Source organism: Citrobacter sp. 172116965 (genome assembly GCF_013458095.1).
Taxonomy (GTDB): domain Bacteria; phylum Pseudomonadota; class Gammaproteobacteria; order Enterobacterales; family Enterobacteriaceae; genus Citrobacter; species Citrobacter braakii.
The window spans coordinates 5073846-5092077 of record NZ_CP046673.1; the positions used below are offsets into that span (position 1 = coordinate 5073846).

The following is an 18232-nucleotide window of genomic DNA, read 5'->3' on the forward strand; positions in this document are numbered from 1 at the left end:
GATGCTAAAAGTATTATTGCTCTTTGTGCTATTGATCGCCGGGATCGTTGTCGGTCCAATGATTGCCGGTCATCAGGGCTACGTACTGATCCAGACGGATAATTACAATATCGAAACCAGCGTGACGGGTCTGGTGATCATTCTGATCGTCGCAATGGTCGTCCTGTTTGCGATTGAATGGCTGCTGCGCCGAATTTTCCGCACTGGCGCGCATACCCGCGGATGGTTTGTCGGTCGGAAGCGTCGTCGCGCCCGTAAGCAGACCGAGCAGGCGCTGCTCAAGCTGGCAGAAGGCGATTATCAGCAGGTTGAAAAGCTGATGTCGAAAAACGCCGATCATGCAGAACAGCCGGTAGTGAATTACCTGCTGGCGGCAGAAGCGGCTCAACAGCGCGGTGACGAAGCACGTGCCAACCAACACCTTGAGCGTGCTACCGAACTGGCCGGAAATGATACGATCCCGGTAGAAATCACTCGTGTTCGCCTGCAGCTGGCACGTAATGAAAATCACGCCGCACGCCACAGCGTAGATAAACTGCTGGAAGTGACGCCACGTCATCCGGAAGTGCTGCGTCTGGCTGAACAGGCCTACATTCGTACCGGTGCATGGAGTTCGTTACTGGATATCATTCCATCCATGGCAAAAGCGCACGTGGGTGATGACGAGCACCGCGCGATGCTGGAACAGCAGGCATGGGTTGGTCTGATGGATCAGGTTCGCGCCGATCAGGGCAGCGAGGGGCTACGTGCATGGTGGAAAAACCAGAACCGTAAAACCCGTCACCAGGTTGCCCTGCAGGTGGCAATGGCTGAACATCTGATTGAGTGTGACGATCACGATACGGCACAGCAGGTCATCATTGATGGTCTTAAACGCCAGTATGACGACCGCCTGGTGCTGCCGATCCCGCGTCTGAAAACCAACAACCCGGAACAGATAGAAAAAGTGTTGCGCCAGCAGATTAAAGCCGTCGGCGATCGCCCATTACTGTGGAGCACGCTGGGCCAGTCGCTAATGAAGCACGGCGAATGGCAGGAAGCCACGTTCGCCTTCCGTGCCGCTCTCAAACAGCGTCCAGATGCCTATGACTACGCCTGGCTTGCTGACGCGCTGGACAGACTGCATCAGCCGGAAGAAGCCGCCACCATGCGTCGTGATGGCCTGATGTTGACGCTGCAGAACAACAATCCCCCGCAGTAATTCCCTCTTGCCCGGTGACGCTTCGCTTACCGGGCCTACCGTTATTTCATATACACCAAATCATTCGAGATGCTTCGAGGCGACTTGAAGGATGAGGTGTATATGCATAAAAAAACGCCCGCTCTTTTGGAGCAGGCGTTAAACAGGTCTGTATGACAACATAAATGGGTGCTTCACTCAACGTTATGTCCATGGTGTTTGATGAGGCCAGAGCGACATCTGTCTGTGGACGATAAGCACCGTAAACGGCTCTGCATCATTCCTGAGTTTATGAGGCCAGATGGCGAACATAAGAGATGGAATGAGCATCTACCCGTATATTATTGCACAAGGCATGCCACGATTGCACTGCAAAAACAATGGAACCGGACTTTTTAAGACATCAGGAAATTCGGGGAAATAAAGGCTGAGAAGGGAAAATCAGAAAACAAAAAACCCCGCCGAAGCGGGGTTCAAAATTGGTCGGCGAGAGAGGATTCGAACCTCCGACCCACTGGTCCCAAACCAGTTGCGCTACCAAGCTGCGCTACTCGCCGTTTTACTGCTTTTTGAATTTTTAGTTCAATTCTTTAAGTCGTGGTGCGAGGGGGGGGACTCGAACCCCCACATCCTAAGGACACTAACACCTGAAGCTAGCGCGTCTACCAATTCCGCCACCTTCGCATTTCACAACTTTAAATTAATGGGGTGGCTAATGGGATTCGAACCCACGACAACTGGAATCACAATCCAGGGCTCTACCAACTGAGCTATAGCCACCACTGCAAATCTTTTACGCGGTATTAAAACCACCGCAGCTCCGGCACCTTACTAAATGGTGCGCCCGACAGGATTCGAACCTGAGACCTCTGCCTCCGGAGGGCAGCGCTCTATCCAGCTGAGCTACGGGCGCTTAGCGCCGTTGCGGGGCTGGATATTACGGAGGTCTCGGTCTGCTGTCTAGTGCTTTTTTAAAATAAATTATCGTTTGGTCATGGTTTGTGCGTTTTGTCGCTTATTCCTGCAATTTTTGGGCTGTGCCATGACGATTCAGGCCAAAAACCTTATAAATGAGCGTCACGGCCAGTAAGAAGAGAATGCCAACAAACAGCGACATTCGGGTATCTTCATTAAAGTACATGCCGATTAATACGCAAATCAGGAACGCCATCGTCAAATAGTTCGCCCACGGGAACAGAATCGAGCGGAAGGGATGACTGGCGATCGCCGCTTTATGCGCCTGACGGAAACGTATCTGGCTTATCAGGATCACAAACCACGGCACCATCCCCGGCAGCACGCTGGCGCTATAGACATAAACGAACACACGCTGCGGGTTGGGAATGATGTAGTTCAGGCACGAACCAACCAGCAGGATCGCGATAGAAATAGCCACGCCGGCAACCGGCACGCCCTGGCGCGAAACTTTTCCAACAGCGGCAGGTAGCTGGCGATTCTTTGCCAGCGCGTAAAGCATACGCCCACAGCTGTACATCCCACTGTTACAGCCCGACAGCGCCGCCGTCAGGACCACAAAGTTAATAATCCCTGCCGCGGCGGTAATACCAATCTTGGCAAAGGTGAGAACAAACGGACTACCGTTACTGCCAATCTCATTCCACGGGAAAATAGTGACGATAACAAAAATCGCACCGACGTAGAAAATCAGAATACGCCACAGCACTTTCCCTACTGCACTACGCAGCGTGACCTGCGGATTCTTCGCTTCACCCGCAGTAATGCCGATCAGCTCCACGCCCTGGTAAGAAGCCACGACAATACACAATGCCGTCAGGAAGCCCTTCCAACCACCAGCAAAGAAGCCGCCGTGCTCAGTCAGGTTGCCAAAGCCGATCGCCTGACCGCCATTGCCAAAACCGAAGAAAATCACCCCTAATCCAATGACGATCATCACAATGATGGTGGTCACTTTAATCATGGCAAACCAGAACTCAATTTCACCATACAGGCGAACCGCGGCGAGATTTGCCAACGCAACCAGTCCGACAGCTATCAGTGCGGGTATCCATTGTGCCATTTCCGGGAACCAGAACTGGACGTACACCCCGATGGCGGTAATCTCTGATATCCCCACCGCCATCCACATAAACCAGTATGACCAGGCGGTGAGATAACCAAAGAAGGGGCTCATATAACGATGGGCGTAAACAGCAAATGAACCGGCAACCGGCTCGAGGAATAACATCTCCCCCATAGAACGCATAATGAAAAAGACGAACAGCCCGGCGACAATGTATGCCAGCAGAACCGAAGGTCCCGCCCATTTCAGGGTACTGGCGGCCCCCATAAATAGCCCGACGCCAATAGTCCCCCCAAGGGCAATTAATTCGATGTGACGAGCCTCCAGCCCACGCTGTAGCTCAGGTTTGTTCTCGGCCATAAATCCTCTTGTTGTGTTTGCATACTGTCCGGTATTACCGGTTCTCGTTATGGGTACATCTTGTTATGCCATAACAGGCCATACGGCACCGACCGCTTAACGGTTGGCGTCAAAAACACCACGGCACTGCAATGATTGTTGCGAATGGTTTCCTAAAATCGCTTAAATGGCAATTAAAGCATTCAAAAAATAAATAGATTGTGTGAGAAAGCAGCGATTATGTTGTGAATAAGTAGCGTAATTAGCAGATCACGCTACTTATCAAAGGAGGGAGGGCGTCAGAGGTTGCCGGTATAGTGCCAGCGGAGATAGCGTAATAAGCGAAGTTGACGAGTGATACGGCTTGGCTGCGACAATAAGCGATACAGCCACTCCAGCCCCAGACTCTGCCAGATTCGCGGCGCACGCTTAACGTGACCGGTAAAGACGTCGTAGGTACCACCCACGCCCATATAAAGCGCTTCAGGGTGAGTCTTCCGGCAGTCACGCATAAAGATCTCTTGTTTCGGCGAGCCCATCGCCACCGTCACAATCTGCGCACCGCTGGCGTGGATACGTTCAAACAATGCCTGCCGCTGGTCCGGGGTAAAATAACCGTCCTGACTGCCTACAATGTTCACGCGCCACTGGGCACGCAGTTTGGCTTCCGTTTGCGCCAGAACTTCAGGCTTGCCACCAATCAGGAAAACAGGCGTTCCTTCCTGCCCAGCTCGCGCCATAAGCGCTTCCCAAAGATCAGCCCCTGCCACGCGTGAAACCTGCGCCTGCGGAAATTTTTTGCGCACTGAGCGCACCACGCTAATCCCATCCGCATATTTGAACTCAGCGGCGTTGATCAGATCCCGCACTTCAGGGTTATCTTCTGCCGTCAGCATCTTCTCGGCGTTGATTGCCACCAGCGTTCCTGACCTGAGATGTCCCTCGGCAAACAGGTAATTTAGCGCATGCTGCATATCGCGCCAGCCAATCAATTGTAGCCCGCGCAGCGAGTAGAGTGGCGCAGTTGTGTTATCTGTCATTACGATCCTTCAATCTGTGTCCGGGGCAGCGATTTGATTCGTTTATGGATGAGTCCCGCACTATCGAATAGCCAAAACAGCAGTTTTGCCACCAGCAGACAAACGCCGAAAATCACGAGAAAAAAGACCACTCGCGAGACAAACGAATCCAGCCCTTCACGTGCCAACACGATCATATTGAAAATAGCGCCAAAACAGAAACTGTGCAGAATCGCCGCCTTGTAGCGATTGGTTTCGCGGTTGCCTAACTCATACAGCCAGTCAAACCACTTGATGATGAGTCCAACGACAATCGCGCCTAACGGGATAAACAGCGCCCCGCCCATCACCACCAGTGAACCAATTAACGTCGGCGAAATCGCCAGACCTGAGTGGTTGTTCAACACTTCCCAAGTAAAGTAGTTCGCTGAGTTGAGGACAATACTCGGCCGCCCAGGCCACAGCCAGGAGGGGATAAAGACGTAGAAGTCACGGACAATCGGCGCCAGCCCCTGAAACTCAATATTGTGGTAATTTTGCAGCAACAGCGCCAGATTCTCCCACGGCGAGAAGGTGTCGCGCGTGAGGTACAGGAAGGTATAGAACGCCTCGTCGCCGCTAACGTTCATCCCATAGCGCTTCAGCGCCAGCCAGAACATCCCGACGATACCCAGCACGCCCGCGGCGGCCAGCATCCACAGCGAAATCCAGCCGCGAATGATGCCGATAAACAAGAAGATGGCAAACGCAATGATGATATTGGCGCGCGTCCCGCCAACAATCATATAGGTCAGCAAACCAAACGCGACGGTACTCACCAGGAAGAATAACCACGCTTTGCTGTCCTGACGCAGGAAATAGACCACCAGCATTGCCGGAATGAAGAAGTAGAAGAAACGCTTCAGAGCGACCCCAGAGACTTCACTGGAAAAAATTTGGCTGTAGGATTGCAGTCTGAACAGCAGGAATCCGTTGTGCATAAAGAAGACGCCCACGCTCACCAATGCAATCGCCATCAGGATAACCCAGGTCAAATGCGCTTCAACGCGATTGATGGTAAATAGCGGCCTGCGTGGCTTATCCTCGACTCGCTTGCGAAGGCGTGTTTTATACGTCACGTAGTAGACGGCATAGAAACAGGCGGCAGACAGCAAGGCCTGCAGCAGGATCTCCGGCGGAGCAACTGCCACATCAAAACGGAACACCAGTATGCTGGTCAACGGGAACCCGAAGAAGAACGTCAGCAAAAACAGCAGTGAGAAGAAAACATTGAAATTAAAACGCACGCGGCGGAATTCAAACCAGGTCAGCGTGGCGATAAACAAGGTGGAGAGCAGCCATACCACCAGCAGACCACTAAATTGCATCAGGCTCATATGGTTTCTCCTGAAGCAATGCGCAGCGCGTTGTGCCACGGCTGCAGATAATTCGGGCTAAAGAAGGTGATTGAATTTTTATCTACCGATGCCAACTGGCGCTGCGCTTCGCGTACGACGCCTTCATTGAGCTCATCAGTGGTAAATAACACCGGGAGATTCTGTTCCACCATATCCTGCCAGAAGGGATTTTCACGGTTGAGCACGCACGGGATACCGGCCTGAATCAGTAAACACAGGGTACCGATCCCCTGCTGACGGGCAAAAATAAAGTAACCCAAATCACACTGACGTAATAATGTCAGATAGGCATCAAATTCCAGCTTTTCACTTAAAATTTGCAGATTCTCAGCGCTAAACAATGCCAGGCCGGCCTGACGAACCTCGTCGATATAAGCCACATTATTGGCGGGGTACCCCATCGGTACAATCACATTCACCGTGTCGCCGAACTGCTGATGGACGGCGCGGAGCGCGGCAATATGCTCATTGCTGCGATCGCCAGAGTTGCCAACCAGCACCGTCATCTTGCCGCTGCGCTGACACGCGTTGCTCATATTATTGAGCGAGGGATCCATCCGCGTTGGGAAATAGAGCAACTCGCCACGCACGCGCGGATGCTGTTCGGCGAAATAGCTCAAATCACCCCGCGTGGCAAATACGCAGCCCACGCGATTCTGCGCCATACGGCGAATGGGGTAAAACAGGCGAAATTTCAGTCCACTGGAGACTTCATATAAATCCGCGCCCCAGATATGCCAGTAAAACTGCTCCGGTTTAATTCCCCCGCTCAGCAGCGCTAACCACAGACTGGTGTTGAACTGACCGTGGAAGAAAAAACGCTGTTGGCGATCCGCTTTTGCTTTCGCGATAACCGCTTCAGCCAGCGCCTTTTTCCCTCCATAGAAGCTTAGCGATAACGCCGGGCAGTTCTCACTGAATCCGGCATCCTGACCTGCAACCATAAACGTGCGCGCGTGCTCGCTCGTCGCGGCCAGCGAGTCGTTGAAAAACCGCAGCACGGTTTGGTTATGGTGAGGGATATCCGATCCCAGAACGTGAATCAGTACAGTCATACCCGCCTACGCCAGAGTAAAAACACGCCACAACAAAGAGAGAAATAGACAATGTACGTTGCCATGTAAGCCTGTGCCGCGCCCAGCGCACCATGTGCAGGGATCAGCCAATGTGCAAACGCCGTCAATAACATGAACTGGCTAATTTCTGCCAAGATATAAAACCGCAGCGACGCTTTCGCGATCACCAGATAACCGAAAACATAGGCGCCGACTTTCAGCACATCACCGACCAGTTGCCAGGCGAACAGGTCGCGCATGGCGGTGAATTTAGCGGAGAAAAGCAGCCAGATAGCAAAATCGCGCAGTAGCCAGACGGTAAAGCTTGCGGCAGCAACCGCCGGCAGCACGAATTTCAACGACTTGATCACTTCGCGTGTGATGTCGCGCTTTTCAGTCAAACGCGACAACGTCGGCAGCAAGTAAACGCTGAATGAGGCGGTGATAAATTGCAGATAAGCATCGGAGATACTGCTCACCCCCTGCCAGATCCCCACATCATCCCAGCTGTACTGCGCCGCCAACAGGTTTCGCATCATCACGTATGCCACTGGCAGCGTTACGGAGGTAATCAGCGCCATCAGCGTAAACTTGCTTAACTGCCCTGCCAGACCGTTATCCCACGAGGGTTTCAGGTAATGCAGGGGGATAGTCCCACGCTTAATCAGCATTATAGCGGCAGGGATAGCGACCAGCGCAGGTACCAGCGCCAGGCCCAGCAAGGCGCCTTCATACCCTCCCAGGCGATAACAGCCATAATAAGTCGCTACACCCACCAGGCTCCCCACAATCAACGACAGCGCGTTACCCGCCGCATCGCGGAAGCCCTTCATCAGCGCCAGCAGCAGGTTCGCCCAGGCAATGCCCATCTGCACCAGCGCAACCAGTCTAACCAGCCCCTGATAATGAGTATGACCAAATAATCCCTGACTGATAGGCGCAGCCGCCAGCAAAAAAATCACCGCCATCAGCGTAGAGAATCCCAGCACCATCGCGGAAGATGTTCCGACCACCTTACGGAGCCGGGCCGGATCGTCATGATGCTGCGCAACGTATTTCGTGACGCCATTGAAAATGCCGGCCCCCGCCAACACGCCAAGCACGGTGACCATCTGGCGGAAGTTACCCGCCTGCCCCACGCCTGCCGGGCCAAACGACACCGCCAGCAACTTCACAACCAGCAAACCTGCGCCAATTTTTACCAGCGTACTGGCCGCCGTCCATAAGGACGCTTTTGCAAGCGACATATCAGGCGAAGTAGTTGAGTAAGGTCGTAATGACTGTTCGCTGGTTCACCGGCGACAGATTGTAGAACAGCGGTAAACGCAGCAGGCGTTCGCTCTCTTTGGTGGTGTAACGATCAACACCGGCAAACACGCCGAATTTATCGCCAGCCGGGCAATCATGCAGCGGGATATAGTGGAACACCGCCATAATTTCAGCTTCTTTCAGGAAGTTAATCAACGCCGTGCGATCGTCGATATCGCGCAGCTTGATGTAAAACATATGGGCATTCTGTACGCAACCCTCCGGTATCGAAGGCAGCTCAATACGCCCGGCACGCGCCAGCGGTTCCAGGGCATCGTAATACTTTTGCCACAGCGCCAGACGCTGCTGGTTAATACGATCAGCCGCTTCCAACTGCGCCCACAGATAAGCCGCCTGCAGATCGGACATCAAATAGCTGGAACCGATATCACGCCAGGTATACTTGTCTACCTGGCCGCGGAAAAACTGACTACGGTTAGTCCCTTTTTCACGGATGATTTCTGCACGCTCGACTAATTTTTTATCATTAATCAGCGTCGCTCCACCTTCCCCGCCTGCGGTATAGTTTTTGGTCTCATGGAAGCTAAAGCAGCCGATGTGACCAATCGTACCAAGCGCACGCCCCTTGTAGGTCGACATGACGCCCTGGGCGGCATCTTCCACCACATACAGGTTATGTTTAGTGGCCAGCCCCATGATGGTATCCATTTCGCAGGCCACGCCCGCGTAATGTACCGGCACAATAGCGCGGGTTTTATCGGTGATCGCCGCTTCAATCAGCGTTTCGTCAATGTTCATGGTATCCGGGCGAATATCAACAAAGACGATTTTCGCGCCGCGCAACACGAAGGCATTGGCCGTAGAGACAAACGTGTAGCTCGGCATAATGACTTCATCGCCAGGCTGGATGTCCAGCAACAATGCCGCCATCTCAAGCGATGCGGTGCAGGAAGGCGTCAGCAGCACTTTCTCGCTGCCAAAATGCTGCTCCAGCCACTGCTGACAGCGACGGGTAAAGCCACCGTCGCCACACAGTTTGCCGCTATTCATCGCAGACTGCATGTAATCGAGTTCAGTTCCCACCACCGGCGGTGCATTAAATGGAATCATCGTGTCACCTGTATAACCAATACGCGGTGCTTTCCACATTCGCACCACTGTGTATATAACGTTTAAGCGCGGCGGTGTTGCCCATTTGGGTCGCCACGCGCAATGTTGTTTTACCGCGGGCCTGTGCCCAACAAAGCGCGGCCTGCATCAGTTCTGCACCCGCACCACGCCCGGCCAGCAGGCCAATTCTCGCCTCGGTCGCATTCAGTTCACGCAGCGAGACATAGCCACGAATCTCACCAGTCGGTTTACGAAAAACAAGGCATTGATGATCAAACGTCCCCAGCACCGCGTTTTCAATCCACTGTGCGTAGAAACGCGCGCTGGCATCTTCGGCATACCACGGGGCGCGAAAACGACTTTGCGCAAATGCCTTTCCTGCCAGATGGCGTAATACCGGGATATCCGTAGGTTGCGCGACCTGCGCACCGGGGTCGCCGCTGGCACACGTCACCGGCAGTACAAAATCGACTTCACCTTCTACCAGTGAGAAACCCAAATGCTGCAGAGCATCTAATTCATGGCTATTTGCGGCAAGTATTTTTGCTTGTACACGCGACCAGGGCAGCAACGCATCCGCAGTTAGAACCGGCGCGCGTTGGTCAAAACGGACAATGGCGCTATTCACGCCAAAGAACGTATTTTCCCAGCTAAGCGGCTCAATACTGGCGCGGACGAGCACGGAGCAGCTCCAGCAGGTATTGACCATAACCCGTTTTGGCCAGTGAACTGGCGGCACGCTTCACGCCTTCGTCATCCAGCCAACCGTTACGCCAGGCGATTTCTTCCAGACAGGCTATTTTAAAGCCCTGGCGTTTCTCCACCGTCTGCACAAAAGTGCTCGCTTCGATCAAACTGTCATGCGTACCGGTATCCAGCCAGGCAAAGCCACGCCCAAGCAATTCAACCGTCAGATGTCCGTCATCAAGATACATCTGGTTGATAGACGTAATCTCCAGCTCCCCACGCTCAGAAGGTTTCACGCGTTTCGCGTATTCCACCACTTTGCTGTCATAAAAATAGAGCCCTGTCACCGCCCAATTAGATTTCGGCGCTTTCGGCTTCTCTTCCAGAGAGACTGCGCGAAAATTGTCATCAAACTCAACAACACCAAAACGTTCAGGGTCCATGACCTGATAGCCAAACACCGTCGCGCCTTGCGTTCTGGCGGCCACATGACGCAGTTTTGGACTGAATCCTTGACCAAAGAAGATGTTGTCCCCTAACACCAGGCACGATGGTTCACCGTTAAGAAACGTTTCACCGATAATAAAAGCCTGCGCTAATCCATCCGGGCTCGGTTGCTCAGCATAGTGCAGTTCAATGCCGAACTCAGATCCATCGCCCAGCAAACGCTGGAAATAGCCTTTATCTTCCGGAGTGGTGATAATCAGGATTTCGCGAATTCCCGCCAGCATCAGTACCGATAGCGGGTAGTAAATCATTGGCTTATCGTAAATGGGCAATAGTTGCTTCGATACGCCCCGCGTAATGGGATACAGGCGAGTACCTGAGCCACCCGCCAGAATGATACCTTTCATGCGTTGTCTCCTCCGCAAAACCAGGCTGTTAGCCCTTCAGACCTAAACGTTCGCCCTGGTAACTGCCGTCCTGTACGGGTTTCCACCATGCCTGATTATCCAGATACCACTGCACGGTTTTGCGCATTCCACTTTCAAACGTTTCCTGCGGCATCCACCCGAGTTCACGCGCAATTTTTGAAGCGTCAATGGCGTAACGCAAATCATGGCCTGGGCGATCGTCCACAAAAGCGATCAAGTCGCGGTACTGCGCGATGCCCTGCGGTTTATGCGGAGCCAGCTCTTCCAACAGGCTGCAAACCGTTTCGACAACATCCAGGTTTTTACGCTCGTTATGGCCACCAATATTATAGGTTTCCCCAACCGCGCCCGTCGTCGCCACGCAATAGAGCGCCCTGGCGTGATCTTCTACATACAACCAGTCACGGATCTGTTGACCATTGCCATATACCGGCAACGGTTTGCCCGCCAGTGCGTTGAGGATCATCAGCGGAATCAGTTTTTCCGGGAAATGGTACGGACCATAGTTATTCGAACAGTTGGTAATCAGCGTTGGCAGACCGTAGGTACGCAGCCAGGCGCGAACCAGATGATCGCTGCTGGCTTTAGACGCGGAATAAGGGCTGCTCGGCGCATACGGCGTGGTTTCGGTGAAGAAATCATCTGTGGAATGGAGATCGCCATACACCTCGTCAGTCGAGATATGGTGGAAACGAAACGCCAATTTTTCCTCGCTGGCTAATGTACTCCAGTAAGCGCGCGCTGCTTCCAACAGCGTGTAGGTTCCCACAATGTTGGTTTCGATAAAGGCGGCCGGACCATCAATTGAACGATCGACATGGCTTTCTGCAGCCAGATGCATCACGCAGTCCGGCTGATATTGTTCAAACACCTTGTCGAGCGATGCCCGATCGCAAATATCCACTTTCTCAAAGGCAAAACGGGAATTCTGCGCAACCGGCTCCAGCGACATCAGGTTTCCTGCGTAGGTCAGCTTATCGACCACAACCACCGCATCCTCGGTATCATGAATGATATGTCGCACAACCGCCGAGCCGATAAATCCCGCTCCACCGGTAACCAGAATTCGTTTCATTAGCGCCAGACCCCTTTGGTATCAACGATGTACTGCTGTTGAACCGCATCGCCTTTGATGGCTTTAAATTCATTATGGTCAACCAGCATGACCAACACATCAGCACGTGCCAGAGCATCGTCCAGCGTCGCCAGTTGGCAAAGACCATCCAGTTTTTTCGGCAGTTGATGGATGTTCGGTTCCACCACCAGCACTTCGCCTTTGTGCCATTGCGCAATATTCTGCGCAATTCCCATCGCCGGGCTTTCACGCAAATCGTCAATATTGGGTTTGAATGCCAGACCAAAACAGGCAATTTTTACTTCGCTAGCCCGTTTGTTGGTATCCGCCAGACAGTCGGCTACGGCAGCCTTCACCCGATCGACCACCCAATGCGGTTTACCATCGTTTACCTCACGTGCAGTACGGAGCAATTTCGCCTGCTGTGGGTTCTGCGCCACGATAAACCACGGATCGACCGCGATACAGTGTCCACCTACGCCAGGGCCGGGCTGCAAAATATTCACGCGTGGATGGCGGTTTGCCAGCCGAATCAGTTCCCAGACGTTGATCCCCTGATCGGCGCAAATCAGCGACAGTTCGTTGGCGAAGGCGATATTGACATCGCGAAAGCTATTTTCCGTCAGCTTACACATTTCTGCGGTGCGGGCGTTGGTTACCACACATTCGCCTTCGAGAAAGATGTTGTACAGCTCGCTGGCGCGCGCGGAACAGACGGAGGTCATTCCTCCAATCACCCGATCGTTTTTAATCAGTTCGACCATTACCTGACCCGGCAGTACGCGCTCTGGGCAATAAGCAATGTTAACGTCCGCCTGTTCACCGACCTGCTGCGGGAAAGTCAGGTCAGCCCGCATTTCTGCAAGCCATGCGGCCATCTGTTCAGTTGCCCCGACAGGTGAGGTGGATTCCAGAATCACCAATGCGCCTTTTTTCAAAACTGGCGCAATAGATTTCGCCGCGGCTTCTACGTAGACCATATCGGGTTCATGATCTCCCTTGAATGGGGTAGGCACCGCAATCAGATACGCATCAGCATCTACGGGTGTCGCGCTCGCACGTAAAAACCCATTTTCGACCGCCGTTTTCACCACCGCCCCCAGATCGGGCTCAACGATGTGAATTTCACCGCGATTAATGGTATCCACCGCATGTTGATTTATATCTACGCCAATTACGTGTTTTTGACGGGAAGCAAAGGCAGCCGCCGTTGGCAGTCCGATATAACCCAGCCCAATGACAGAAATGGTCGTAAAACTCATAGCGATATCCGATTATTTTTTAATGCATCTAAAATGCGGTCACATGCCAGCCCGTCTCCATACGGATTATGGGCGCGGCTCATGATCTGATATTCATTGTCGTCATGCAGTAAACGCGTGACTTCTTCAACAATCCGCTGTGGGTCTGTACCTACCAGACGTACAGTCCCTGCGGTAATAGCTTCCGGGCGCTCCGTTGTTTCACGCATCACCAGCACAGGTTTCCCCAGAGACGGCGCTTCTTCCTGAATCCCGCCGGAATCAGTAAGGATCAGCCAGGCGTGATTCATCAGCCATACGAATGGCAGGTAGTCCTGCGGTTCAATCAACACCACGTTTTCAACGTGACCCAGGATGCGATTGACCGGCTCACTGACGTTAGGGTTCAGGTGTACCGGATAGACAATCTGCACATTTTGGTTAGACGCGGCTATTTCCGCCAGGGCATGACAGATTTGCTCAAAACCGCGACCGAAGCTTTCCCGACGATGACCGGTCACCAGGATCATCTTTTTATCAGCATCCAGGAAAGGATAACGTTCGGCTAGATCCGCACGCAGCGTCTCATTTCCCAGTACGCGATCCCGAACCCAGATCAACGCGTCAATAACCGTATTACCCGTGACGAAAATACGATCATCAGGGATAGCTTCTCGTAACAGATTTTGCCGCGAGTTTTCTGTTGGGGCAAAATGATACATTGCCAGACGCCCGGTCAGCGTACGATTAGCCTCTTCCGGCCATGGTGAATAGAGATCGCCTGTACGTAAACCAGCCTCTACATGCCCCACCGGGATGCGCTGATAGAATGCGGCCAGACTGGTAGCAATCGTGGTTGTGGTATCACCATGAACCAACACCACATCAGGCTTGAATTCAGCCAAAATAGGCTTTAACCCTTCCAGGATGCGGCAGGTTATTTCTGTTAGTCCCTGACCTGGCTGCATAATATTGAGATCGTAGTCAGGTACAATGGAAAAAAGATTCAACACCTGATCGAGCATCTCCCGATGCTGCGCCGTAACGCAAACTTTCGCCTCAAAATCAGGATCTTTTTCCAGCGCATGAACCAGAGGAGCCATCTTAATGGCCTCCGGTCGCGTACCAAATACAGTCAGTACTTTCACATCGATTCTCTTCGGATTGGCAGTGAGAGCCCAGCCCCTCACTGCAACGGCATTGCTAAATCGTACGGCGACGGGTTAACGCGACACCAGCACCGATCAGAGCCCCAACGATACCCCACATAATCATCAGGAAGGCGCGACGAGGGCTGTCACGTTTTACCGGCTCTTCCGGCGTTCTCAAATAACGATAGGTCTGAAAACGCGGATCTAAAGTTGGTCCAACGTTCAGGGTGTTCAGCATTGCCCTGTTCTGGAAATAGTCCAGATCGAAATCCGGACCAATTGACTGCAGATTCTCGAGTCGCGCCTGCAACATAGGACGTCCGAGTAAGAACAATTCTGAATCCGGTAATTCATCAGCTGGAACATCTGTGGAAGTACGCGAAATATTATGCTGCTCAGCAATTTTAAGCGCTTGTTCAATGCTGTGGACGCGGCGAGAGAAAATGGATTTTGCCACTTCTTCCTGACGTTTGACCTGCGCTTTCATCTGCACAGTGCGTGCGGCCCATGCGCCTTTTAACTCATCATTCAGATGACGTGCCGCGCGTTGGCTGGCAAACGCGACGTACTGGCGCAGCAAATTGTTGGCATCAGGAGCCGTCTCGGCAATCAGCTTCACGCTGTCATTGGTATTACGTAGCGCATCGCCAGGTAAAAACTGAATGTTATTGATCAGTTCATCCAGCATCGCCGCATCGGCTTTACTATTACCGACCATACGCTGCTTATAGTAATCAGTCTGCTGCCAGAATTCTCGGCGTGTATCCCAGGAGGCAAGCTGCATAATGAATTCTTTATAGGCCTCATCCATTACTGACGGTTGGTCCGTGGACGCAAGACTGGCCTTAATATCCAGGTTGCGTAAAAACTGTTGTTGAGAGTAAAAGCCACCCAACATATTGACCGTTGGCCTGTCAGTAATCGCCGTGGCGCTCCACTCCTGACGCGCAAAAAACGTATAGGCGAGGGCCGCTATCGCGAAGGCGAGAGCCATACCGACGATCCACACCTTCCCTGCCCACAAGGTACGAAACAACCCACGGATATCCAGTTCATTTTCAGCGCTCACGGCGTCTTCCCCCGGTAATGGTTGTCTCATCGCATCCTCAATTTACTTGGTTAAGTTTGGTTTGCCTTCACGAATTCTTCGCAATCTGCGCTTCACTCGCTTGATAAATCTCGCTACCTTCCAGGCACGCTTGATACAGTAACCGTAGAGGCCAAAGGCCAGTAAAAAAAGCAACAACATGGCCCATTCAGGGACTAAGCGAAAATATTCAGCCAACACGCCGATAGACGCCAGTACCGCCGCAGCCAGCGTAATCAGAACAAATGCTTGTCGGGAAGTAAACCCTGCCCGCATCACCAAATGATGTATGTGTTGACGATCCGCGGAGAAAGGGCTCATGCCTTTTCGCAAACGTCGGTACATGATTGCCACCATATCCATCAATGGAATGGCAATAATCCACAGTGCAGTTACCGGGCTAATGGGGTGAGTTTTGCCCTGCGTAGTCTCCAGCAGGATCCAAATAATGGTGAAGCCAATCAGTGTACTGCCCGCGTCACCCATAAAAACTTTATAGCGACGTCCAAGGATGCCCAGATTTAGCAGGATATAAGGCAGAATGGCGGCGATCATGGCAAAACACCAGATAGCCAGACTCGTCTGACCATCAAACCACAAAATGAATCCCATCGCCGCAAATGAAACGCTGGACAACCCACCTAGCAGACCATCAATCCCATCCACCATATTGAAGGCGTTTATTGCCGCCCAGACGGCAAACAGTGTGAGTAAATAGCCGAACGGACCGAGCACCATCTCCCAGGGGCCAAAAATATACCCAAGGCTAAGAAGATAGAGTTTGCCAACCGACATCATAATAATGCCGATCGCGGCCTGGATAATCGCACGGATTTTTACACTGATATCAAAGCGATCGTCTAACGCGCCGACCAAAACTAATACACCAGCACAGGCCAGAAAGAGAGAAGCATGCGGGATGTAGTAGTCAGCAATGGCAAACGTAAAACATACACCTGCGTAAGCCGAAATCCCTCCAACCAACGGAATCAATCCCTGATGCCGTTTACGGAAGTTGGGTTTATCCACTAAACCAATCTTTTTTGCGACCTTGCGGGCAAAGAAAAGAAACAGTGTTGTGAATAAGAAAATACTGATGAGATCAGTGCTTACTGTCAGTAAATTCACAATGCATGCTCTCAGAGAATATTAATAGCAGAAGTATAACCACGAAGACCTATATTCAGAAGGGAAACCCGACTTCATACCCAATGGTTTTGTATAATTATCAACCACAAGAAACAGATTACGAATCTTTTTCTACTTGTTGGTACTTCATACCGTATTATCGTTATTGTGTCGTTAAGATTACAGCCACAAAAGCAAAACGCCACGTAAAAACGTGGCGTTTTCGGATGAGACCTGAATTACGAACGCTTCATCATGTCGAAGAAGTCGTCATTAGTCTTGGTCATCGCCAGCTTGTTAATGAGGAATTCCATGGCATCAATTTCACCCATCGGATGGATGATTTTGCGCAGGATCCACATTTTCTGCAGCTCTTCCTGGGTGGTGAGCAGCTCTTCTTTACGGGTACCGGAACGGTTGTAGTCGATAGCCGGGAAGACGCGTTTTTCAGCAATCTTACGAGAGAGATGCAGTTCCATGTTGCCGGTACCTTTAAACTCTTCGTAGATAACTTCATCCATTTTAGAGCCAGTATCGATCAGCGCAGTCGCGATGATGGTCAGGCTACCGCCCTCTTCCACGTTACGCGCCGCACCGAAGAAACGCTTCGGACGATGCAAGGCGTTGGCATCAACACCACCGGTCAAAACTTTACCGGAAGCCGGAACCACGGTGTTGTAAGCACGCGCCAGACGGGTGATGGAATCGAGCAGAATGATAACGTCTTTCTTGTGTTCAACCAGACGTTTCGCCTTCTCGATAACCATTTCCGCAACCTGAACGTGGCGGGAGGCTGGTTCGTCAAAGGTAGACGCAACCACTTCACCTTTCACCAGACGCTGCATCTCGGTAACTTCTTCCGGACGTTCGTCAATCAGCAGCACCATCAGCACGCAGTCCGGATGGTTATAAGCAATGCTCTGCGCGATGTTCTGCAGCAGCATGGTTTTACCTGCTTTCGGCGGAGCAACAATCAGACCACGTTGGCCACGACCGATCGGTGATGCCAGATCCAGTACACGCGCCGTTAAGTCTTCAGTAGAACCGTTACCACGTTCCATACGCAGACGAGAGTTTGCGTGCAGCGGTGTTAAGTTCTCAAAGAGGATTTTGTTACGGGCGTTTTCTGGTTTGTCGTAGTTAACTTCGTTAACTTTCAACAGCGCAAAGTAGCGTTCACCTTCTTTCGGCGGGCGAATCTTACCAGAGATGGTATCACCAGTGCGGAGGTTGAAACGGCGGATTTGGCTGGGAGAAACGTAGATGTCATCAGGACCGGCGAGGTAGGAGCTGTCTGCAGAGCGGAGGAAACCAAATCCATCCTGCAATATCTCCAGCACACCGTCACCAAAGATATCTTCGCCACTCTTTGCGTGCTGCTTCAGGATGGCAAAAATAATGTCCTGCTTGCGCATACGAGCCAGGTTTTCAAGGCCCATATTTTCGCCGAGAGTGATCAGCTCAGAAACCGGCGTATTCTTTAATTCGGTAAGATTCATAATGGTGTGAGTTCTTAAACTTGGGGTAAATCTCGAACTTAATGTTGTGAATGGTATGGCAGGGTCATCCATGCCTGTT

The 18232-nt window shown here is 52.1% G+C and carries 15 protein-coding genes and 4 tRNA genes; 1 reads left to right on the top strand and 18 read right to left on the bottom strand.

The window, feature by feature from the left end; all coding sequences use genetic code 11:
- Position 1 precedes the first annotated feature (1 nt).
- Positions 2-1201 (top strand): protoheme IX biogenesis protein HemY, encoded by a 1200-nt coding sequence (gene hemY, locus GPJ68_RS24500; protein ID WP_047499566.1) that lies wholly within the window; start codon positions 2-4, stop codon positions 1199-1201.
- A gap of 459 nt (positions 1202-1660) precedes the next feature.
- Here the strand turns inward: hemY and GPJ68_RS24505 are convergent.
- From GPJ68_RS24505 to rho, 18 genes are all read right to left on the bottom strand, one after another.
- Positions 1661-1737, bottom strand: a tRNA-Pro gene (locus tag GPJ68_RS24505).
- Between the two features lie 41 nt (positions 1738-1778).
- A tRNA-Leu gene (locus GPJ68_RS24510) sits at positions 1779-1864 on the bottom strand.
- Between the two features lie 20 nt (positions 1865-1884).
- A tRNA-His gene (locus tag GPJ68_RS24515) sits at positions 1885-1960 on the bottom strand.
- Between the two features lie 56 nt (positions 1961-2016).
- A tRNA-Arg gene (locus tag GPJ68_RS24520) sits at positions 2017-2093 on the bottom strand.
- 102 nt (positions 2094-2195) lie between these two features.
- Complete coding sequence (locus GPJ68_RS24525; protein ID WP_016157844.1) at positions 2196-3581, bottom strand: amino acid permease; 1386 nt, start codon at positions 3579-3581, stop codon at positions 2196-2198.
- A gap of 278 nt (positions 3582-3859) precedes the next feature.
- Positions 3860-4600 (bottom strand): lipopolysaccharide N-acetylmannosaminouronosyltransferase, encoded by a 741-nt coding sequence (gene wecG, locus GPJ68_RS24530; protein ID WP_019078441.1) that lies wholly within the window; start codon positions 4598-4600, stop codon positions 3860-3862.
- Complete coding sequence (wzyE, locus tag GPJ68_RS24535) at positions 4600-5955, bottom strand: ECA oligosaccharide polymerase (RefSeq protein ID WP_016155117.1); 1356 nt, start codon at positions 5953-5955, stop codon at positions 4600-4602. The genes wecG and wzyE overlap by 1 nt, the downstream gene beginning before the upstream one ends.
- On the bottom strand, positions 5952-7031 hold the full coding sequence (locus tag GPJ68_RS24540; RefSeq protein ID WP_049270486.1) for a TDP-N-acetylfucosamine:lipid II N-acetylfucosaminyltransferase: 1080 nt from the start codon (positions 7029-7031) through the stop codon (positions 5952-5954). Before GPJ68_RS24540 ends, wzyE begins: the two co-directional genes overlap by 4 nt.
- On the bottom strand, positions 7028-8278 hold the full coding sequence (gene wzxE / locus GPJ68_RS24545) for a lipid III flippase WzxE (RefSeq protein WP_104651949.1): 1251 nt from the start codon (positions 8276-8278) through the stop codon (positions 7028-7030). The genes GPJ68_RS24540 and wzxE overlap by 4 nt, the downstream gene beginning before the upstream one ends.
- Position 8279: 1 nt before the next feature.
- Positions 8280-9410, bottom strand: coding sequence for a dTDP-4-amino-4,6-dideoxygalactose transaminase (gene rffA, locus GPJ68_RS24550; RefSeq protein ID WP_016155114.1), 1131 nt, complete (start codon positions 9408-9410; stop codon positions 8280-8282).
- A 4-nt stretch (positions 9411-9414) separates the two neighbouring features.
- Positions 9415-10092, bottom strand: a complete 678-nt coding sequence (rffC, locus tag GPJ68_RS24555; RefSeq protein ID WP_019078444.1) for a dTDP-4-amino-4,6-dideoxy-D-galactose acyltransferase — start codon at positions 10090-10092, stop codon at positions 9415-9417.
- Positions 10070-10951, bottom strand: a complete 882-nt coding sequence (gene rfbA / locus GPJ68_RS24560; RefSeq protein WP_016155112.1) for a glucose-1-phosphate thymidylyltransferase RfbA — start codon at positions 10949-10951, stop codon at positions 10070-10072. The genes rffC and rfbA overlap by 23 nt, the downstream gene beginning before the upstream one ends.
- Positions 10952-10979: 28 nt before the next feature.
- A complete protein-coding gene (gene rffG, locus GPJ68_RS24565; RefSeq protein ID WP_019078445.1) occupies positions 10980-12047 on the bottom strand; it encodes a dTDP-glucose 4,6-dehydratase in 1068 nt (355 codons plus the stop codon).
- On the bottom strand, positions 12047-13309 hold the full coding sequence (gene wecC / locus GPJ68_RS24570; RefSeq protein ID WP_019078446.1) for a UDP-N-acetyl-D-mannosamine dehydrogenase: 1263 nt from the start codon (positions 13307-13309) through the stop codon (positions 12047-12049). Before wecC ends, rffG begins: the two co-directional genes overlap by 1 nt.
- Positions 13306-14436, bottom strand: coding sequence for a non-hydrolyzing UDP-N-acetylglucosamine 2-epimerase (gene wecB, locus GPJ68_RS24575; protein WP_029139774.1), 1131 nt, complete (start codon positions 14434-14436; stop codon positions 13306-13308). The genes wecC and wecB overlap by 4 nt, the downstream gene beginning before the upstream one ends.
- 55 nt (positions 14437-14491) lie before the next feature.
- Positions 14492-15538, bottom strand: a complete 1047-nt coding sequence (gene wzzE / locus GPJ68_RS24580; protein WP_104651950.1) for an ECA polysaccharide chain length modulation protein — start codon at positions 15536-15538, stop codon at positions 14492-14494.
- A gap of 12 nt (positions 15539-15550) precedes the next feature.
- Entirely contained in the window at positions 15551-16654 is a 1104-nt protein-coding gene (wecA, locus tag GPJ68_RS24585; RefSeq protein ID WP_016155107.1) for a UDP-N-acetylglucosamine--undecaprenyl-phosphate N-acetylglucosaminephosphotransferase, read from the bottom strand.
- 239 nt (positions 16655-16893) lie between these two features.
- The gene (rho, locus tag GPJ68_RS24590) at positions 16894-18153 is read right to left on the bottom strand and encodes a transcription termination factor Rho (protein WP_002437993.1); all 1260 of its coding nucleotides are present in this window, start codon (positions 18151-18153) and stop codon (positions 16894-16896) included.
- Between the last annotated feature and the right edge of the window lie 79 nt (positions 18154-18232).

What these genes read in the sequence shown, in the direction of transcription:
- hemY (WP_047499566.1), top strand. Translation starts at nt 2, where the DNA reads ATGCTAAAAGTATTATTGCTCTTTGTGCTATTGATCGCCGGGATCGTT.
- GPJ68_RS24525 (WP_016157844.1), bottom strand. Translation starts at nt 3,581, where the DNA reads ATGGCCGAGAACAAACCTGAGCTACAGCGTGGGCTGGAGGCTCGTCAC.
- wecG (WP_019078441.1), bottom strand. Translation starts at nt 4,600, where the DNA reads ATGACAGATAACACAACTGCGCCACTCTACTCGCTGCGCGGGCTACAA.
- wzyE (WP_016155117.1), bottom strand. Translation starts at nt 5,955, where the DNA reads ATGAGCCTGATGCAATTTAGTGGTCTGCTGGTGGTATGGCTGCTCTCC.
- GPJ68_RS24540 (WP_049270486.1), bottom strand. Translation starts at nt 7,031, where the DNA reads ATGACTGTACTGATTCACGTTCTGGGATCGGATATCCCTCACCATAAC.
- wzxE (WP_104651949.1), bottom strand. Translation starts at nt 8,278, where the DNA reads ATGTCGCTTGCAAAAGCGTCCTTATGGACGGCGGCCAGTACGCTGGTA.
- rffA (WP_016155114.1), bottom strand. Translation starts at nt 9,410, where the DNA reads ATGATTCCATTTAATGCACCGCCGGTGGTGGGAACTGAACTCGATTAC.
- rfbA (WP_016155112.1), bottom strand. Translation starts at nt 10,951, where the DNA reads ATGAAAGGTATCATTCTGGCGGGTGGCTCAGGTACTCGCCTGTATCCC.
- rffG (WP_019078445.1), bottom strand. Translation starts at nt 12,047, where the DNA reads ATGAAACGAATTCTGGTTACCGGTGGAGCGGGATTTATCGGCTCGGCG.
- wecC (WP_019078446.1), bottom strand. Translation starts at nt 13,309, where the DNA reads ATGAGTTTTACGACCATTTCTGTCATTGGGCTGGGTTATATCGGACTG.
- wzzE (WP_104651950.1), bottom strand. Translation starts at nt 15,538, where the DNA reads ATGAGACAACCATTACCGGGGGAAGACGCCGTGAGCGCTGAAAATGAA.
- rho (WP_002437993.1), bottom strand. Translation starts at nt 18,153, where the DNA reads ATGAATCTTACCGAATTAAAGAATACGCCGGTTTCTGAGCTGATCACT.